We start from the raw sequence: 18,498 nt of genomic DNA, 5'->3' as shown, positions 1-18,498 counted from the left end.
AATTAGTAGGAGGTAGGAATTGATTCCTTACTCCTACTTTGAGGCTTGATAGGCAGTGAGACCCAAGGCTCACGCCGATACAGCTATTGTAGCTACTATAGAGATCCAAATGATTCATAAAAGACCTGCAGTCTGTTTACCAAAGCACAAAAAAAGAGTTAGGCACCAGCCTAACTCTTTGGAATTTCTCAAAATTATTTTTTAGTTTCTTTGAAGACAACGTGTTTACGTAATTTTGGAGAATATTTTTTTAATTCTAAACGCTCTGGATTGTTACGTTTGTTTTTGCTTGTTAAGTATAAACGTTCACCTGTTTCAGCACATTCTAATAAAATGTTGATACGCATGGATGACACCTCTCATTCAATTTATTTCATTAACTCATTGAGTTTCATACTGGTATATATTAACAAATGCCGTTCGCTTTGTCAATTCACAATACCACGGATTCAAAAAATTTATTCCTATAAAACTTTTTGAATCCAACCTTCTGGAGCTTCTACGTCCCCATACTGAATTCCTACTAGTTCATCATATAAACGTCTTGTTACTGGCCCCACTTCTGTTTCTGAATAGAACACATGGAAGTCATCCCCATTTTGAATTCCACCAACCGGAGAAATAACTGCAGCTGTACCACAGGCTCCTGCTTCAGCAAAAATATCTAATTGATCAACATACACATCTGCTTCTTTTACAGTCATTCCTAAACGGTGCTCTGCTAACCATAGTAATGAATATTTCGTAATACTTGGTAAGATGGATGGAGAGTAAGGGGTGATAAATTGATTATCTTTTGTAATTCCGAAGAAGTTTGCAGCTCCTACCTCTTCAATTTTTGTATGTGTCAACGGATCAAGGTAAATACAGTCGCTGAAATGACGTTCTTTGGCTTCTTTCCCTGGCAGCAAGCTTGCTGCATAGTTCCCGCCGACTTTAGCAGCCCCTGTACCTACGTGTGCTGCACGGTCATATTCAGAAACGATGAAGTTCGTTGGTGTTAATCCACCTTTGAAATAAGCTCCTACTGGCATTACAAAGATTGAGAAAATATATTCCGTTGCTGGACGAACCGCTACATTGTTTCCAACCCCAATCATGAACGGACGGATATATAAACTTCCTCCAGTTCCGTAAGGTGGTAACCATTGTTCGTTTGCCTTCACCACTTTTTTCACAGCTTCTACAAAGCGTTCTTCAGGGAATTCAGGCATGAGTAATCGACGGCAAGAACGAGCCATACGAGCTGCATTTTGATCCACACGGAATAAGTTAATGCTGCCATCTTTACAACGGTATGCTTTTAACCCTTCAAAACATTGTTGTCCATAGTGAAGTGCAGTTGCAGCTTCGTCAACCTTTAATACATTATCTTCAATCAATGCGCCTTCATCCCACTGTCCATCTCTGTAATAGCTGATGAAGCGTAAGTCTGTCTTAATATAATCGAATCCTAAATTATTCCAATCTAAATTTACTGTATTTGTCATATTGACCCCTTCTTTCCTAAATTACTCGACTACTTTATATTCTCCGGTGAGACTATCCATCTCCTCTAGCTTATGGTCTTTAGCATGATATCTAAAAAATCCATAAATTGACGTCGAAGAACGTTCCTCATGTCGAATTTGTAAATCGATGGTATCGCTTGTTTGAGCTTGAATAATAATGTCATAGTTCTCATTTAGAACGACTTTCTTTCTTTTTTCAATCTCTGCAATCGCTTGTTTCGCAAGTGTATTTCCACTTTTTTGTTCTACTGTAGTTTTTTGTTCTACAGTGGTTGTTTCAACCTTCGAAGAATTTGTTGTATCTGGAGATTTTGTCGTATTTTCTACTTTTTCCCCTTTGGACTCTGTCGTTGAAGATTGATTATTGGAAATTTGAACTCCCGGAGCAGAATTATCTGCTGTTTGTCCTGACCTACGTGAACACGCTATTAATGTTAATCCCAAAAATGTAAATACTAGTCCTTTTATGATATTTTTGCTCATTCATACACCACCTTTCACATTTTTATTATTCTATCATAATTTTTCTGAAAAGTATTTCATTTCACATTATTGTAATTATATTGAAAAGCGGGTCACCTCTCTCTTTTTCTTTCCACTTTGTTTCCAATAAAAAATGCCCTATCATAGCTACAACTATGATAGGACCTTTCTGTGAATGTTATTGTTTTTCTTTAATTTCTTCCACGTAATTATAGACCATATGTCCTGCTTGTCCGCCATCTCCAACAGCTGTTGTGATTTGACGTAATGTTTTTTGACGAACATCGCCGACTGCAAAAATCCCAGGAATAGAAGTTTCCATTTGCTCGTTTGTCACGATCCAACCTTCTGCATTTGTGATATTTAAGTCTTTAAATGGATCTGAAACTGGTAATAAACCAACGTAAATGAAGACACCATCCGCGTCATGCGTTGTTACTTCGCCTGTATTCACATCTTTTACGCGAACGCCTGTGATTTTAGAACCGTCTCCTACGAATTCTTCAACGGTTGAATTCCATAAAAAGTCGATTTTTTCATTGGCGAATGCTCGGTCTTGCAATACTTTTTGTGCACGTAATTGATCGCGACGGTGAACGATAGTCACGCTTTTCCCGAATTGTGTTAAATACGTTCCTTCTTCAACCGCTGAGTCTCCTCCCCCAATGACGAAGATTTTCTTATCTTTGAAGAATGCTCCATCACATACCGCACAGTAAGAAACCCCACGTCCGGCATATTCTTCTTCACCAGGAACGTCTAATTTACGGTGATAGGAACCAGTCGCAATCACTACTGCATATGCATAGTAAGTTTTTTTACCAGCAGTAATCACTTTAACGTCTCCGTCTAGCTCGATTTTAGACACTTGGCCATAAGCATATTCTGCACCGAATTGCATTGCACCTTTATACATATTGTCCGCTAATTCTGGCCCAGAAATTGTAGGGAAACCAGGGTAATTTTCTACATCTGAAGTATTTAATAATTCTCCTCCAGGAACACCTTTTTCTAAAATTAACGTTTTTAAATTCGCACGAGAAGTATAAAGTGCCGCTGTCATCCCACCAGGGCCACTTCCGATAATGACTACATCATAAATTGTTCTTTCTTCCATCAGAGATTCTCCTTTTGTATAAACTAAGAGCGCTGAGACATAGTCCAACGCTCTCCTTCCATTTCAGTTTAAAATACGAACATCAATTGGGCAACTTTATTGCTCACTAGCATTTCCTTCTAGTTTCTTCCCTAATGCGATTACGTATTCTTTTAAGCTATCTTTGATTTCTGGATGTTCTAATCCAAATTCAATACTTGTCTTCATGAATCCAAACTTATCCCCCACATCAAAGCGTTCGCCTTTAAATTGCTTAGCAAATACTCTTTGCGTTAAGTTCAATGTATCAATGGCATCTGTTAATTGAACTTCTCCACCTGCACCAGGTTCTTGTTTTTCTAAAATATCAAAAATTTCTGGTGTTAATAAATAGCGACCGATAATGGCTAAATTACTTGGCGCTTCTTCAGGTTTTGGTTTTTCAACGAAACGACGAACATTGTACAATCCATCTTCTACTTCACTTTCTGGATCGATAATTCCATATTTATACGTTTCTTCATGAGGCACTTCCATGACGGCAATATTTGAAGCATGAGTTCTTTCATATCCTTCAATCAATTGTTTGGTTAAAGGAACTTCATCACGCATAATATCGTCTCCAAGCATGATCACAAAGGGTTCTCCTCCGACAAAGGCTTTTGCTTGAAGTACCGCATCTCCTAATCCTTTTGGATAGGATTGACGAACAAAGTATAAGTTAATTCCTGTTGTTTCTTGAACGAGTTCTAATAACTCTTTCTTTCCTTTGGCTTCAAGGTTTGACTCTAATTCGATGTTTGAGTCAAAATGATCCTCAATTGGACGTTTGCTCTTACCAGTCACAATTAAAATATCTTCAATTCCTGATGCTAGAGCTTCCTCTACAATATATTGAATCGTAGGTTTGTCCACGATTGGTAACATTTCTTTTGCCATCGCTTTAGTTGCTGGTAGGAAACGAGTTCCAAGTCCTGCAGCTGGAATGACCGCTTTTCTCACTTTTTGCATCTGTTTGTCCTCCGATCAGCTTATTGGTGTTCTTTGATGGATGCTTCTGATTTATATTCACGCCCCATTAGGCATTGAATTTCTTTACGAACATCGTGTCCGTTATATAACACATTGTATACAGCAGTTGTAATTGGCATTTCAATATTTTTTTCTTTTGCCAATGCATACACTGCTTTACAAGTTTCGACCCCTTCAACAACCATTCCCATATTTTCTAGAATCGTTGGAAGTGGAATTCCTTTCCCAATTTGATCCCCACATCTCCAGTTACGAGAATGAATACTCGTACAAGTAACAATTAAGTCTCCTACCCCACTAAGTCCAATAAAAGTCAGCGGATCTGCTCCAAAAGCAACTCCAAGACGACTGATTTCTGTTAATCCTCTTGTCATCAAGGCCGCTTTTGCATTATCCCCATAGCCTAGACCATGAAGAGCCCCTGCGCCAACCGCAATCACGTTTTTAAGTGCAGCTCCCATTTCAACTCCGACGCAATCAGTATTCGTATATACACGGAAAAATGAATTGCTGAATAATTTTTGTACGTATTTTGCAGACTCTATATTTTCACACGCAGCAGTAATCGTCGTAATATCGCGTCTTGAAACTTCTTCTGCATGACTTGGTCCAGATAACACTACGATATCCTCGTAGCGATCACGGTCCAATTCTTCTGCTAAAATTTCTGAGATACGTTTATACGTTTCCTGCTCCAACCCTTTACTTGCATGAATAATCATTGGTTTATTCTTGAGCAAGTCATTTAATTGCTTAGCCACTATACGAATCGCTTTTGTTGGAAGTACGAATAAAATCGCATCCACATCTTTTACCGCTTCTGCTAAATCTAAGTAACCTCTAATCGAAGGATCTAAGAAAACCCCAGGTAAGAAATGTTCATTCGTATGGCGCTCATTAATTTCTTTAATTTGAGCTTCATTATTTCCCCAAAGTCGAGCTTCATGTTGGTTTTCTGCTAGCACCATCGCTAATGCAGTTCCCCAAGAACCAGCTCCTAAAATGGCGATTTTTTTCATATCAAAACCCCTTTACACTTTTCCGAATAATATTGGAGATTGTGGATTATCGATAGAGACATAATCCGGAACCGCTGGCACTCGACGTCTTCTTACAATAATCAGACCAATTCCTAGTAGGAATAATACGATTGAAACTAGTTGAGAAATTCTAATGACGTTAAACATCCAGAGGCTATCTGTACGCATTCCTTCGATGAAGAAACGACCAAATGAATACCAAATTAAATAGCCAGCCGCTATTTCTCCTACCTTTACCCCTTTACGTCTGCGTAGATAGAATAAAATAAGAACTCCGACAAACGACCAAAGTGATTCATATAAGAACGTTGGTTGGTAATAAGCTCCATTGATCTGCATTTGTTCAATAATAAAGTTTGGTAAATGCAATCCTTCTAAGAAAGCACGGGTTGTAACCTCTCCATGAGCCTCTTGATTCGTAAAGTTCCCCCAGCGACCAATTGACTGAGCCAGCAATACAACAGGAGCCAAAATATCAAGAAGTAACGCAAAAGAAACTTTCTCTTTTTTAGCAAACCAATACACCGTTGCTGCCCCTGCAATGACTCCCCCGTAAATTGCAATACCACCATGCCAAATTTGAATAATTTCGGCTGGATTTGCTAAATAATATTGCCATTCAAAAAGAATGTAATACAATCTTGCTCCAACAAATCCAAGAGGCACTGCCCAGAATACCAAATCAATGATAAAATCTTTTCGATATCCTTTTCTGGTAGCTTCCCTATCTGCTAAAGTCGTTGCTAAATAGATTCCAAAGGCAATAATAATGCCATACCATCGTACTTGTAACCCTCCAATTTCAAAAGCAATTGGATTAATGGTCAAAGCCTTTTCTAATAAATTCATTTACTGTTTACTCCTAAACTTCTTTATTTTCTTCAATCAATTTAGATAATCGATTCGTAAAGTTTTCTGTAGCATCAAAGCCCATTTTTTTAGCGCGGAAGTTCATACAGGCTACTTCAAGAATAATTGATACATTTCGACCTGTCTTCACTGGAATACGAATTTTAGGAATTTCAACTCCTAAAATTTCGACATTTTCCATATTTCCACCTAATCGATCGTATTTCTTATCAGGGGTCCAATTTTCAAGATGAACCACTAAGTCTACTTGCTTAGAATCTAAAATAGCTCCTGCTCCAAATAGCGTCATCACATCAACAATCCCAACACCACGAATTTCAATCAAGTTATTTAAAATCTCTGGCGCTTCCCCGATTAAGGTTAGTTCATCATAGTGATACAGTTCTACACGGTCATCCGCAACAAGACGGTGTCCTTTTTGAACCAATTCTAAGGCCGTTTCTGATTTACCCACTCCACTTTCACCAGTGATAAGTAATCCAATCCCAAATACATCTAGTAGTACCCCATGCATTGAGAAACGTTCAGCTAGTCTACCTTCTAAGAAATTTGTCACACTACTAGAAACCTGAGTCGTTTTTGAAGAAGCTTGTAAGATAGGAATCTGTGCTTTTTCTGCTGCTTCAACAAGCTCTTTTGGCGGTTCTAGTTTTCTTGAAATAATAAAACATGGTGTCTCTGGTTTACAAAGACGTTCCATCACTTCTAATCGAATCCCTTCATCCATGGATGCCACAAAAGAAGTTTCTGTACGACCTAATAACTGGATACGTTCTGCTGGATAGAAATTTAAAAATCCTGCTAATTCTAATCCCGGTCTTGAAATTTCACTTGTAACGATTGGACGGTCAAGATACTCCTCTCCATAAATTGGTTTTAAATGAATATTCTTGATTAATTCTCTAACCGTAACACTTTTCATATTATCCCTCATTTCTTTATACCCTTCTACTATACCATATTTGAGCGCTTTCTTGTATGCTTTTAGAATTTATTAAACTTCTGTTCATTCTGCCAAATAATCTAAAAAATATTTTTTTAAAAAAATTGAGCAACCTACTTGAATATTTTATAGGATTTTATATAATAGTCTAAGTTTCTGAATAGGAGGAAAAAACATGGTATTTTATTCATATGAATTTTTAAAAAGTAAAGTTCAACAAATTGATTATATTCAATTAGGACTGACACTTTTTGTCATTGTTATTTTAGCAATTGCCTTATATCGTTATTTTAAAAATAAACAAGACACAAAATTTCGCGAATTAGCATTAATCGCCGTCATCGGTGTCTTAATTCTTGCTGGTTCTAAGATTGCTGACTTACAGTCTTCTAAAAATTCAGAAAATCAATATTCTGGAGCCCTTCGCTTCGTTGAAACGATCGCTCAAGATTTACATGTTAATAAAGAAGATGTCTATATTAATACTGAAGCCGCAAAGGATGGAGCCATCGTCAAAGTTGGCGATCAATTCTATCGAGTATTAACAGGAGATAGCCCGGAACATTACCTACTCGAAAAAATGGAATTGCAAAATCCAAAAGTTACGATTAAGGAGGCTGAATAAGTTGAACCTTTCATATATCGATGTCGCAATCAAACTTGCACTTGGACTATTATCATTAATTGTTGTAATCAACTACACTGGGAAAGGAAACCTCGCCCCTACATCTGCAAGTGACCAAATACAAAACTATGTACTCGGGGGAATTCTCGGGGGTGTGATTTATAATCCATCCATTACCATCTTACAATACTGCATCATCTTATTAATTTGGTTTGCGTTAGTACTAACCCTTCGCTGGGTAAAAACAAATAATCGTACAGTGAAGAAGATGCTTGACGGTGAACCTTTACAATTAATTAAACATGGGAAAATTGATGTTGAAAATGTCCGCCTAGCCGGTCTAACAGCACAAGAAGTAGCCTTTAAGTTACGTGCACAAGGCGTCTACTCCATTCGTGATGTAAAAAGTGCCATTTTAGAGCAAAATGGACAATTAATTCTTACGAAAACTGGAGAAGAAAATCCAAAATATCCTCTCATTACAGATGGAGTTATTCAACATAACATTTTAGAAGTTATTGATAAAACTGAAGAATGGGTGATGGAACAACTTGCTGCCCAAGATATTCAAGATCCTTCTGAAGTATTCCTTGCAGAATACAATAACGGTCAATTGACGGTTGTAAAATATTAATTGAAGTCAACAAAAAAGCGCCTTTACAAGGCGCTTTTTTGTTGCATTAATCTGTTAGATTTTCAACAAAGCGTTGGAAAATCGTTAATAGAATGCTCACCACTAAGGTAATCAGCGGACTTGAAAATGAGAATCCCGGTCCGACAAACCATGATGTAATACTTAACATCATCGCATTTAACACAAAGCTAAAGCATCCAAACGTTACAATCGTTACTGGCAATGTTAAAAGGAATAAAATCGGTTTAACAAATAAGTTTAGTACCGCAAGAACGATACTTGCAATAAGCGCTGCTACCCAGTTTGTAACGATAAATTGTGGAACAAACCATGCAATTACCAAAAATCCTAATGTATTAATGGCAATTTTTTTAGTAAATGACACTAAAAATCACTCCAATCATCATTATCCTCATCTTCTACTTTTCGAGCAGTTTTACGAGGACGATTATTTCTAGAAGTATAGTAGTAAGTATCTTGTCGATTATGACGACGATACTCAGAACCCCCTTCTGGAATTATGATAGCAAGTAATATATAGAGGAAGATTGGAAAACCAGTCCAACAAAAAATCAAGAATAGAACACGAACAATTGTTGGATCTACTTCAAAGTATTCCGCAATTCCTCCCATTACTCCACAAAAAATTCGGTTATTTCTGGATCTTCTCAACTTTTTCATTTTATTTATCCCTCTTTCTTACTATCTGTCTTTGATTGTAGCTGATTTACATGAATATTACCAGTTGTTGTTTCTGCAACTACTTGTGGCATAAATTCTTTTTGCTTACAAATCACTGCTGTTCTTTCTGTTAAATCTTTTCTTTGTTTAATGACTTCAAAGATCGTTTCATCAAAGTGGAGACTTCCTAGAGATGTTTCTAAATTCGCTTCTAAGCCTAATTCTTCGGCTAAACTAATTTTTACATTCCCATTTGCTGTCTCAACATCCACTTTTTTCGTTTGTGGACTAGTAATTTCTACTTTAATATTACCATTTACCGTTTCAAATTTTGCTCCACGGAATTCTCCTTCTAAGCTAATATTTCCGTTCACCGTTTCAGAAACGATATCTTTAAAATCTAATTGTTCATATTTTAGGTTCCCATTGACAATTTCAGACTCTAATAAAACCCCTGTGACATCTTTTAGGAAAATATTTCCGTTATTACTTTCTAAGTAATAATCTTTCCCTTTTAATTCTTTTAGATGAAGCGTTGTGTTTAAGCCTTTCATCGAAACATAATCATATTCTTTTTCTGGTAAAGAGATGGTCCAATCGCAGTAAACTTGTTTACTCAAGCTCTTAATAAAGATGGTATCTTCATCTACCTCAACCTTTACACGGTCTCTAATATACGATTCCGCATCGAAATATTCTTCATCTTGTGAAGCTACTCGGCATTCCCCTTCAATTGTCATTTCATTTCCTGGAACTGACTTCACACGGATAATTCCGTTTGCGACTTTAAAATCAAGGATACTTGCTTCATCAATGACTTGGTGGAAATGATAAGGAACTTTCTTACCATTTTTCGCTTGTGTATAAGGTTTGTTGACTTCTACAGAGTTTATAACAGATTGAACAGTAGCTGCAATCGAATCTGTAAATTTAGCAGCCCATGAAGTAATGCTTCCTGCTGTTCTTCTTGTTTTTTCTTCCCAGTCTGTTTCTTGTACTTTCTTCTTCGCTTTTTGAATGGTTTCTTCCCATTCTTCTTTTTTCTTTGCCTTCATTTTTTCATCAGCTTTTTTCTTTTCTTGAAGTAAGCTCTTATATTGATTACTTAATTGCTCCGCTTCTTCTTCTAATCGAACGAGTTCCATTTCTTCATCTACCGTTAACGATTCTAATTGGCTAGCGGTTCTGATTTCGTCGATTCGACGATCAATTTCTTTTGTTCGTTTTAAAATTGTTTGAATGGCTTCGTCTGTTTGATCACTTTCTGCTGAAAACTTAGTGAAAGCACTCGCCACACCTTCCATAATAGAATCCAATTGACTTGTTGTAGGTTGTTCTTTCTCTTCTACTGCCTTGTCTCCCATTTTTTCTAAAAGGACTACCGCTTCTTCTGCTGAAATAATACCTTTATCTACTAGTTCTAAAATTCTATCTTTTTGGTTCATTATTTTCTTCCCCCTTAAAATTTAGGCGTTTCTTGATTACATCCTTAGTGTAAAGGAAGTTAAAAATAAAAACATAGGTCCTAAGGTTGATTTTTATCCCAAACTTCTCTAAACCTAAAGTTGTATTCTAATTAAGTCTTCACTCTTTCTTTATCTTGCGCTACTGCTGTTTTGTTGATACACTTTGAATACAGTTTATAGTAGGAGTTGGAAGGAATTTGAGAAAGAAAACCATTACATTAAAATCGCATGAACGACTTGATCGACTCGAGAAAGAAAATATCGATATTATCCAAAGTCGCGAAGTGTTCTCTTTTTCTTTGGATGCAGTCCTTCTAGCCGATTTTGCAACTATCGCAGAGCGTAGAAAGGCAACCATCGTCGACCTCTGCTCAGGTAATGGAGCAGTAGCATTTCTACTTAGTCATAAAACCACTAATCCTATTACCGCTGTTGAGATTCAAGAACAACTCTATGATATGGCAATGCGCACCACTCAACTAAATGGTTTAGAAGACCGCATTACTTTTATTCATCAGGACATTCGAAATTTAAAAGGCATTATTCCCAAAGATTCAGTCGATTTCATCACCTGTAATCCGCCTTATTTCAAGGTAAAGGAAACCAATCTGACAAATCTCAAGGAGGCCTATACGATTGCTCGTCATGAAGTGCACCTGCCACTAGAAGATTTACTTTCAACCATTTCTGGGCTCTTGAAGATGAAAGGAAAAGCCTATCTTGTCCATAGACCTGACCGATTGAGCGATATCTTAACAGAAGCAAGGCAGCACAGACTGGAAGCTAAACGTGTCCAATTTGTATATCCGAAAGAAGGAAAAGACAGCAATATTGTCCTTATTGAATTAATGAAGGACGGCCTTCCTGGTGGACTCAAAGTGTTACCACCGATTACTGTTTTCAATGAGCAACAAGAATATACTGAAAAAATCAGAAGTATCCTCTGGGGGGACAAAGCATGAGTCAATTCTATATGTATGTTCTACTCTGCAAGGATCAAACCTTTTACACCGGTTATACCGTTGATTTAGAAAAAAGAATCGCAACGCATAATGCTGGTAAAGGTGCCAAATATACAAGGATGAGAACCCCCGTCACACTGCTCTATGCTAAAGAATTCGCCACGAAACAAGAAGCGATGAAGGCAGAAGCAGCGTTCAAGAAGTTCTCTCGCCCCAAAAAAGAAATGTTTCTACAAACGATTGGCGCAAGTGTCACTTGTCCAGTGATTATCTATTTAGAAGGAGACAAGCAAGATGAGACAAAAGAGTTATCGGACTGAAGGAATTGGCAAACTTTTCCTTGTCCCTACTCCCATTGGAAACTTAGAAGATATGACATTCCGCGCTGTGAATACTCTACGAGATGTGGATTTAATTCTAGCCGAAGATACACGTCATACACAAAAATTACTCAACCACTTTGGAATTGAAACTCCGCAAAAGAGTTTTCATGAACATAATACGCAGGAACGCATCCCTCAAGTGATTGAGTGGCTCCAAGAAGGAAAAAAGATTGCACAAGTGAGCGATGCAGGAACCCCTTCAATCAGCGACCCTGGATTTGAACTGGTTCAAGCCTGTGTCGAAGCCTCTATTCCTGTCATTCCCCTTCCAGGAGCAAATGCTGGGATTACGGCTTTGATTGCCAGTGGACTCGTTCCACAGCCTTTTTACTTCTATGGATTCTTACCTCGAAAGAAAAAAGAAAAAATCGAAGCATTAGAACAGTTACGCACTCATAGCGAGACCGTCATCTTATACGAATCACCGTTTAGACTAAAAGATACGTTTTTGGCCATTCAAACCGTTTACGGGGAAAGTCAATCCGTGGTTCTCTGTCGAGAGTTAACCAAAAGTTATGAAGAGTTCATTAGAGGTACTGCTTCTGAACTTGTTCATTTACTCCAGGAAGAAGAACTGAAAGGCGAATGTTGTATTTTGATTGGTCATAAAAATCCTCAAGAAGTGACAACAGCACTATCTGGAGGTACTGAAGAGAACACACCAGACACTTCTCTTTCGATTACTCAACAAGTGGAATGGTTTATAGAGCACCAACAGTTATCACAAAAAGAAGCCATCAAAGCGGTCGCAAAACATCTTGGCCTCAAAAAACAAGACGTGTATAAGGAAGTTCATTCTCAGTAGAATGCTTCGACAAAAATACCGCCCAAGCACACACATCCTGCTTGGGCGGTATTTTATATTACGATAAATTTAAATACATTGAAAGCCGTCATGATAAGAAGAACCATCATTAGTCCTAAATAAAGTCTTTCAACCGTTTCATGGGTTAATCTGGCTTGAATTTTCGTTCCAATCCAACCACCTAGCACAGCAAATATCGCAATTGCTAGAATGATGAAGGAGACAGACTGATAGTTTTCGAATTCATAAATCACTGTTGTCATCTTCATCATTTGTGCAAAGAAAATCATCACAATTGAATAGGCCGCAGCTTCTTTTGCTTTCATGGAGAAGAAGTATACCATTAAAGCAATATTGAGTGGTCCCCCTCCGATTCCTAAATAGACAGAAATGATTCCAACGCATAGACCAATAGTGATAATGGCTATTAGATTCGAAACCGTTAATGTTTGAATCTTCTCTTTGTTCAGAGTGAATAAAATAATCCCTCCTAATAACACAAACAAAATGATGGATTGAGTGATGCTGACAAATTGATTCCCCATCATTTCAACAGCTTGGAGAAAGACAATATCTCCTATTTTCCCACCGATAATGGAGCCGAATGCCAGTCCAAATACAATGTGTTTATCCACTTGAAAACCTAATTTACTTCTCTTGTAAATAGAGACTAAGCACATTGTAAAGACTGCCACCGTAGAATACACGCTAATCATACTCGTCGTGTCCATTCCCACAACATCAAAGGCAGGTTTGATGATAATTCCACCACCTAATCCGGTAATGGCTCCAATCATTGTGGCACATAAAACAATGATGCTATAAATAATGAGTTGCATTTATTGCCCTCCGAGCGGTCGAATACATCTAAATCCTAAATGACTCGCTGTAGAATTCCAAGGAGAACCATTTCTTGCTGCAACACGGTATCGATTGCAATAAGAACAATGACATAAGAACGAGCCACCTCGAATGGCATACTCTACCTCAAGATTTAGAGGAGCTTCGGCATTTGCCTCAATATCTTCAAAAGGAATTCCGCGATGATTTATGCACCACTCCCATACATTCCCAATCATTTGATATAAGCCGTATCCATTAGGTTCAAAACTCTTTACAGGAGCCGTTCCTAAAAAGCCATCTAATTCACTATTTTGATTTGGAAACTCTCCTTGCCAAGTATTCGCATGGTATTTTCCATCTTGTTCAAGTTCTTCTCCCCATGGATACTGAGTGGACGTTCCACCACGCGCCGCATATTCCCACTGTGTTTCGGTTGGAAGCCCAGCTCCAGCCCACTCACAATAAGCCAACGCATCTTTAAGAGATACATGAACAACTGGATGATCTAATATTTCCTCAATCGATGACTCTGGTCCAAAAGGATGCTTCCAACAAGCCCCAGGAACCAACAGCCACCATGAAGAACCCGATACATGAGAATAGTTTTCTCTTTTCTCTGGAGAGACAAGCAAATGAAATACGTAGGAATCCCCGATGAGTTCTGCTGTTGTTTGATAGCCTGTCTCATCGACAAATCGTTTGAACTCTTCATTCGTTACCGTCGTATCAGCCATTTCAAATGCTTGAACTTCTTTTGTCACGCAAGGAGATTCGTGATCTTCAACAAATCCTCTATTTTCAGTATCTCCCATTTGGAAAGTGCCTGCTTTTAAAGGAATATAGTTCATGCTACTCTCCTCCTTTTAATGTTGACACAATTTTTTCTAATGGAACTGGGCAAAGTTTGCCTTCTTGAACAAATCCTTCTTCTCGTCCTTCCAAATAACGAGCGAGTTTCACTTTAAATTCGTGAATCAATGAAGTATATTTTTCTTCAGCAATCAGATTCCATTTTTCATTTGGATCTTCCGTCATATGAAATAATTGGAACTCGTTTGTCACAGGGAACCATATAAATTTCCATTCATCGGTTAAAATATATTGGCTTGAATCAACGCCTAGGCTATGTTCACCGTGGAATTCGTTTCGCCATCCTGCAAATTCACCAAATAATAATTGACGTACACTCTTTCCGTCCGTTTGTACGGTATTGCCTGTTGCTAACTCGACAAGTGAAGGGAATACGTCCTGAATCTTGATGAGTTGTTTAACACTCTTCTTAGTCCCAGCGATTAAGTTACCTGGGTCGAAAATGAATGCTGGAATTTTAATGCTTCCTTGGTATGGATATCCTTTTCTAAATAAATAGTGTTCCCCTAACTGATCCCCGTGGTCACTCACAAACCAAAAAATCGTATTTTCTAATAAATCAAACTCTTCCACTGCCGTTAGGAAGCGACTTAATTGATTATCGATATGGGTGATTAACGCATAATACGCAGCAATCATTCGCTTTTGAGCATCTTTAGGAATTTTGCCACGTTTCGCATAGAGACTTGGAATTTTTTCTTCCAATTTTTCCCAGTTTCCGATATGTAAATCTAGATTTTCATCTAGCTTTTGCATATATAAATCAAAGAAGTATTGAGGAGGATTTAACGGCGCATGAGGTTTCTCAAACGACATCTTCAAGAAAAACGGAACGCTTGGGTCACGTCTCTTCAAGAAGCGAATACTCTCGCTAACAATCCAATTCGTTGGATGATATTTTTCTGGCCAATCAAATGGACGAACATCCCAAGAATTACAGTTTGCTCCATCATCAATGATATCCGCATCGCTTCCAAGTTCTTTTTTAATCCAGTCTAAATAATCACTCGAATGTTCAAATGTTTCTCCATACGCTTTATTGTACTTACGGTCGACATGTAAATACCCATCATGTAAGAGAACATGATCAAATCCTAATCGTTTACGACTTGGATACACATGCATTTTCCCGATACATTCCGTTTGATACCCCAAATCTTTGAAGGTTTGAGGAAGGGTGTTCGTATAGTTCCAAGGAACTTCATCCTCATAGCCTACACGACCATTCGAAGCTTGATCCATCCCTGTTAAAAGGGCTGCTCTTGCCGGTACGCAACTTGGTACGGGAGAATACGCATTTTCAAAGTTATAGCCCATACTAGCCATCATATCTAATGTTGGTGTAACCACTAAATCATCTTCGCGGTTTATCGACAATGCATCGGAACGCATTTGGTCCACGACAATTAAGATGACATTTGGTTTTTTATCTTGTCTTACCATCTTTTTATCCTCCATCTATAAAACAAAGTCACTCTTATTATAACAAAAGAGCCTATCCTTCGATAGGCTCTCTTGATGATTTTATTGGTATTTTCTATGACTATCTTGCTTTCTTCCAAGATTTAATGTTCACCAAATAAGATTTCGGTGCAAAACATGCAATTCTCGTCATTTTCTCTACGTTTTCCATAATATAAATTACAAATATGGAATCCTTGATTATAAATATTTTCTAAATTAATCACAGATTGACTACGTTCTTTTTTCTCAACGACTTGATTCGAGATGTGCGTGCTTGAATTCATCGCATCCAAGCGATCTTTCAAGTGGTGATTTTCCATAATCAAATTATGATTTTCTTCTATGACCTTTTGTAATTCTAAAGAAATCTGCTCTAACTCATGCAGTTGCAATAATGTTTGTTTCGTTAATTTCTCAATTCGATCATATAACTGTCTATTTGGCATTCACGCACCTCCTCTTTCTTCATTATGGGATTTGTAAAACCCATTGTTCTAATACGGCCTGAACTCCTACATTGGATTGTATTTTGGAGAGAGCCTTTGTCATTTTTTCATGTTCTTGAATCCATTGCTTCACACTCAGTTTTCCAGCAATGGTTTTTACGGTTGCTATCTTATCACTTTGAATCAGTTGCCCTTCTAACCCTTGCGCACAAAGAAGTGCATCACGTATATAGAGTTGCAATAACGTTAAAAATTGCTCACTTTCTACTTTAGAAACTAACAACGGAAGAACTTGCGATTGAATCGTAATAAAAGCCATCGCTCGATTCGTAAAGATACGAACAAACCAATTCCAACTTTCTTGACGGATTTGTCCAAAGCTTTCACTTTCAAGTAATAATAGGGCTTGATCGGCACTATTAGTTAACTGTGATACTAATTGAGCCGTCGCATTAGAGGCCCCTTTTTCCTTTAAAAGCCCATTCACTGTGTCCGCTTGATTGGATTGAAACCTAATAATTTGGCAACGAGATTGAATAGTAATAAGCACTTTGCTTAATTGCTCCGTCAATAAAATAAAGTGAATGTTTCCTGTCGGTTCTTCTAAAAATTTTAGTAAGCTATTGGCAGCACCTGGAGTCAATGTATCTACCGCATGAATCACACAAATAATTGCACTCGATTCCATTGCTGTTTTGGTTAATTGTGACTTTAAGGCACGGATTTGATCTACTTTGATCGTCGTTCCTTCTGGCTCCACAACGATATAATCAGGAAAGTTACCATGCTCAATTCGCAGACAATGTTCGCAAACCTGACAAGCACCTTCTCCAACGCTTCGATTCGTACAGTTTAGTATTTTAGCAATTTCTTTCGCCATTTCTGATTTTCCAATCCCTTTTGCTCCTTCGAACAAATAGGCATGGCTAAGTTGCCCATTATCAATTGTACGAATAAATGCTTCTTGCTTCTTTTTCATCTTAGAAACGTAAGAATGAGTCTACTGGTAAAACAAATACCGTAGCCCCACCTACTCGAACAGAAACAGGTGTAGCAATTGCGCTATCTAACATGCTATCAATATGAACAGGAGGAATTGTCATTTGTTCACGTGATTGGCAGTTTTCTTTAATGATGTCCAATGCTTCATCCACTCTTTCTTCTTCGATACCGATTAGGAAAGTCGTATTTCCTGCACGTAGGAATCCCCCAGTTGTTGATAGACGAGTGGCACGAATATTAGCTTGTGCGAACTCATCTCCTAATAAGTGTGCATCTTTATCTTGTACAATAGCAATTAATAATTTCATTTTTCATTCTCCTATCTTGTAAAATAATTTGGGTAACGTTCTACTAACACTTTGAAACACTCATTAACCACTTCTTCAATCGTTTGAGTCGCATCAATGGAAACCATTCTTTCAGGATATTTCTCTAGTAATGCTAAATACCCTTCTCGAACCATCGTATGGAAACTCAATCCTTCTTGATCTAGTCGATCAAACTGACGATTGCCTCTTGCTTTATGAATTCGCTCTAAACCAACTTCGGCAGGCACATCTAAATACAGTGTCGTACTCGGCGAAAGTCCATCTGTGGCAAATCGATTCAGTTCAGCTACTTCCTCTACTCCAATCCCACGAGCAACCCCTTGATACACTAATGAGCTATCTACAAATCGGTCACAAAATACAATGTTCCCTTTTTCCAAATTCGGTAAAATACGATCTTTTAAGTGCTGACGGCGTCCTGCTGCATATAAAATGGCTTCTGTTCTTTCGTCCATTTCGGTATTATTCACATCCAGAATCACTTTCCGAATATCTTCCGCGATACGACTTCCACCAGGCTCTCTTGTTGAAACGATATCCACTAAGGCATGTTTTTGTAACAAAGGAATCAGTTGATTGATGACTGTTGTTTTCCCAGCACCATCCGGCCCTTCCATTGTAATAAACAATCCTTCCATAGTTATCCTCCATCCCTTTCAATATCTTCTTTTTATTATACGCTATTTTCCTCTTATAATAAACCAAATTCCCATCAGATTTACCAGATTTCCATCCCACTTTTTCACAAGACACAATATTTAAAAGCACTGTGATTACGGAAAATCCTTGCTAGATTCATATAGTAGCAGTAAAAGGAAGAAGGATTAAAGGTGAATAAATGGGAGTTGGGGATTTATCCCTTACTCCCATTTTGAACTTTAAAGGTGAGAGACTACAGGCTCGAACCGGTCCCTTTTATCCTCCTCCACCATCTCCTTTTCTTGGCAGGGCACAATATTTAAAAGCACTGTGATTACGGAGAATCCTTGCTAGATTCATATAGTAGCAGTAAA

General features: G+C 37.8%; 23 protein-coding genes. 5 read left to right on the top strand and 18 right to left on the bottom strand.

From position 1 onward, the window contains the following. Positions 1 to 194 precede the first annotated feature (194 nt). The 8 genes from rpmG to hprK form a co-directional block, all read right to left on the bottom strand. The gene (rpmG, locus tag ADH99_RS02870) at positions 195 to 347 is read right to left on the bottom strand and encodes a 50S ribosomal protein L33 (protein WP_005607156.1); all 153 of its coding nucleotides are present in this window, start codon (positions 345 to 347) and stop codon (positions 195 to 197) included. Positions 348 to 464: 117 nt separating this feature from the next. Further along, positions 465 to 1,490 (bottom strand): branched-chain amino acid aminotransferase, encoded by a 1,026-nt coding sequence (locus ADH99_RS02865; protein WP_049554524.1) that lies wholly within the window; start codon positions 1,488 to 1,490, stop codon positions 465 to 467. 21 nt (positions 1,491 to 1,511) lie between these two features. Beyond that, complete coding sequence (locus tag ADH99_RS02860) at positions 1,512 to 1,994, bottom strand: hypothetical protein (protein ID WP_049554523.1); 483 nt, start codon at positions 1,992 to 1,994, stop codon at positions 1,512 to 1,514. A gap of 178 nt (positions 1,995 to 2,172) precedes the next feature. Beyond that, positions 2,173 to 3,111, bottom strand: coding sequence for a thioredoxin-disulfide reductase (gene trxB, locus ADH99_RS02855; protein WP_049554522.1), 939 nt, complete (start codon positions 3,109 to 3,111; stop codon positions 2,173 to 2,175). Positions 3,112 to 3,207: 96 nt separating this feature from the next. Beyond that, positions 3,208 to 4,101 (bottom strand): UTP--glucose-1-phosphate uridylyltransferase GalU, encoded by an 894-nt coding sequence (galU, locus tag ADH99_RS02850; protein ID WP_049554521.1) that lies wholly within the window; start codon positions 4,099 to 4,101, stop codon positions 3,208 to 3,210. A 20-nt stretch (positions 4,102 to 4,121) separates the two neighbouring features. Continuing rightward, complete coding sequence (locus tag ADH99_RS02845; protein ID WP_049554520.1) at positions 4,122 to 5,141, bottom strand: NAD(P)H-dependent glycerol-3-phosphate dehydrogenase; 1,020 nt, start codon at positions 5,139 to 5,141, stop codon at positions 4,122 to 4,124. 12 nt (positions 5,142 to 5,153) lie between these two features. Then, complete coding sequence (lgt, locus tag ADH99_RS02840; protein WP_049554519.1) at positions 5,154 to 6,011, bottom strand: prolipoprotein diacylglyceryl transferase; 858 nt, start codon at positions 6,009 to 6,011, stop codon at positions 5,154 to 5,156. Between the two features lie 13 nt (positions 6,012 to 6,024). Then, positions 6,025 to 6,954, bottom strand: a complete 930-nt coding sequence (hprK, locus tag ADH99_RS02835; protein ID WP_049554518.1) for an HPr(Ser) kinase/phosphatase — start codon at positions 6,952 to 6,954, stop codon at positions 6,025 to 6,027. A gap of 196 nt (positions 6,955 to 7,150) precedes the next feature. Between hprK and ADH99_RS02830 the strand changes: the two genes are divergently transcribed. Both ADH99_RS02830 and ADH99_RS02825 read left to right on the top strand, forming a co-directional pair. After that, entirely contained in the window at positions 7,151 to 7,600 is a 450-nt protein-coding gene (locus tag ADH99_RS02830) for a DUF3290 domain-containing protein (RefSeq protein ID WP_049554517.1), read from the top strand. A gap of 1 nt (position 7,601) precedes the next feature. Then, the gene (locus ADH99_RS02825; RefSeq protein WP_049554516.1) at positions 7,602 to 8,234 is read left to right on the top strand and encodes a DUF421 domain-containing protein; all 633 of its coding nucleotides are present in this window, start codon (positions 7,602 to 7,604) and stop codon (positions 8,232 to 8,234) included. Positions 8,235 to 8,280: 46 nt separating this feature from the next. Here ADH99_RS02825 and ADH99_RS02820 read toward each other — a convergent pair whose 3' ends face one another. Genes ADH99_RS02820 through ADH99_RS02810 form a run of 3 tightly spaced genes read right to left on the bottom strand, consistent with a single transcriptional unit; the run spans position 8,281 to position 10,360 of the window. Next, positions 8,281 to 8,619, bottom strand: coding sequence for a phage holin family protein (locus tag ADH99_RS02820; RefSeq protein ID WP_049554515.1), 339 nt, complete (start codon positions 8,617 to 8,619; stop codon positions 8,281 to 8,283). Continuing rightward, positions 8,619 to 8,915, bottom strand: a complete 297-nt coding sequence (locus ADH99_RS02815; protein WP_065427282.1) for a PspC domain-containing protein — start codon at positions 8,913 to 8,915, stop codon at positions 8,619 to 8,621. The genes ADH99_RS02820 and ADH99_RS02815 overlap by 1 nt, the downstream gene beginning before the upstream one ends. Before the next feature lie 5 nt (positions 8,916 to 8,920). Beyond that, positions 8,921 to 10,360 (bottom strand): DUF4097 family beta strand repeat-containing protein, encoded by a 1,440-nt coding sequence (locus tag ADH99_RS02810; RefSeq protein WP_049554514.1) that lies wholly within the window; start codon positions 10,358 to 10,360, stop codon positions 8,921 to 8,923. 218 nt (positions 10,361 to 10,578) lie between these two features. Between ADH99_RS02810 and ADH99_RS02805 the strand changes: the two genes are divergently transcribed. Genes ADH99_RS02805 through rsmI form a run of 3 tightly spaced genes read left to right on the top strand, consistent with a single transcriptional unit; the run spans position 10,579 to position 12,531 of the window. Further along, complete coding sequence (locus tag ADH99_RS02805) at positions 10,579 to 11,343, top strand: tRNA1(Val) (adenine(37)-N6)-methyltransferase (RefSeq protein WP_049554513.1); 765 nt, start codon at positions 10,579 to 10,581, stop codon at positions 11,341 to 11,343. After that, positions 11,340 to 11,663 carry a GIY-YIG nuclease family protein gene (locus ADH99_RS02800; protein ID WP_049554512.1) on the top strand — a complete coding sequence of 108 codons (324 nt, stop codon included), beginning with the start codon at positions 11,340 to 11,342 and terminating at the stop codon, positions 11,661 to 11,663. The genes ADH99_RS02805 and ADH99_RS02800 overlap by 4 nt, the downstream gene beginning before the upstream one ends. Then, positions 11,638 to 12,531, top strand: coding sequence for a 16S rRNA (cytidine(1402)-2'-O)-methyltransferase (rsmI, locus tag ADH99_RS02795; protein WP_049554511.1), 894 nt, complete (start codon positions 11,638 to 11,640; stop codon positions 12,529 to 12,531). The genes ADH99_RS02800 and rsmI overlap by 26 nt, the downstream gene beginning before the upstream one ends. Positions 12,532 to 12,584: 53 nt before the next feature. On the opposite strand, the gene ADH99_RS02790 is transcribed toward rsmI, so the two are convergent. The 7 genes from ADH99_RS02790 to tmk all read right to left on the bottom strand — a co-directional run bounded on the left by ADH99_RS02790 (position 12,585) and on the right by tmk (position 18,123). Beyond that, positions 12,585 to 13,370: a sulfite exporter TauE/SafE family protein gene (locus ADH99_RS02790; protein WP_005607189.1), complete on the bottom strand. Its 786-nt coding sequence runs from the start codon at positions 13,368 to 13,370 to the stop codon at positions 12,585 to 12,587. After that, positions 13,371 to 14,222 carry a formylglycine-generating enzyme family protein gene (locus ADH99_RS02785; RefSeq protein ID WP_049554510.1) on the bottom strand — a complete coding sequence of 284 codons (852 nt, stop codon included), beginning with the start codon at positions 14,220 to 14,222 and terminating at the stop codon, positions 13,371 to 13,373. Between the two features lies 1 nt (position 14,223). Next, positions 14,224 to 15,687 carry an arylsulfatase gene (locus ADH99_RS02780; protein ID WP_039849197.1) on the bottom strand — a complete coding sequence of 488 codons (1,464 nt, stop codon included), beginning with the start codon at positions 15,685 to 15,687 and terminating at the stop codon, positions 14,224 to 14,226. Positions 15,688 to 15,809: 122 nt separating this feature from the next. Then, a complete protein-coding gene (locus tag ADH99_RS02775) occupies positions 15,810 to 16,154 on the bottom strand; it encodes a DNA replication initiation control protein YabA (protein WP_005607192.1) in 345 nt (114 codons plus the stop codon). 22 nt (positions 16,155 to 16,176) lie between these two features. Then, on the bottom strand, positions 16,177 to 17,133 hold the full coding sequence (gene holB, locus ADH99_RS02770; protein ID WP_049554509.1) for a DNA polymerase III subunit delta': 957 nt from the start codon (positions 17,131 to 17,133) through the stop codon (positions 16,177 to 16,179). A gap of 1 nt (position 17,134) precedes the next feature. Beyond that, positions 17,135 to 17,464: a cyclic-di-AMP receptor gene (locus tag ADH99_RS02765; RefSeq protein ID WP_005607194.1), complete on the bottom strand. Its 330-nt coding sequence runs from the start codon at positions 17,462 to 17,464 to the stop codon at positions 17,135 to 17,137. A gap of 11 nt (positions 17,465 to 17,475) precedes the next feature. Then, entirely contained in the window at positions 17,476 to 18,123 is a 648-nt protein-coding gene (tmk, locus tag ADH99_RS02760; RefSeq protein ID WP_049554508.1) for a dTMP kinase, read from the bottom strand. Positions 18,124 to 18,498: the final 375 nt, after the last annotated feature.

This window comes from Granulicatella sp. 572.rep1_STHE (assembly GCF_001073445.1).
Classification (GTDB): Bacteria; Bacillota; Bacilli; order Lactobacillales; family Aerococcaceae; genus Granulicatella; species Granulicatella adiacens.
This window is presented reverse-complemented; position numbering and strand designations above follow the sequence as displayed.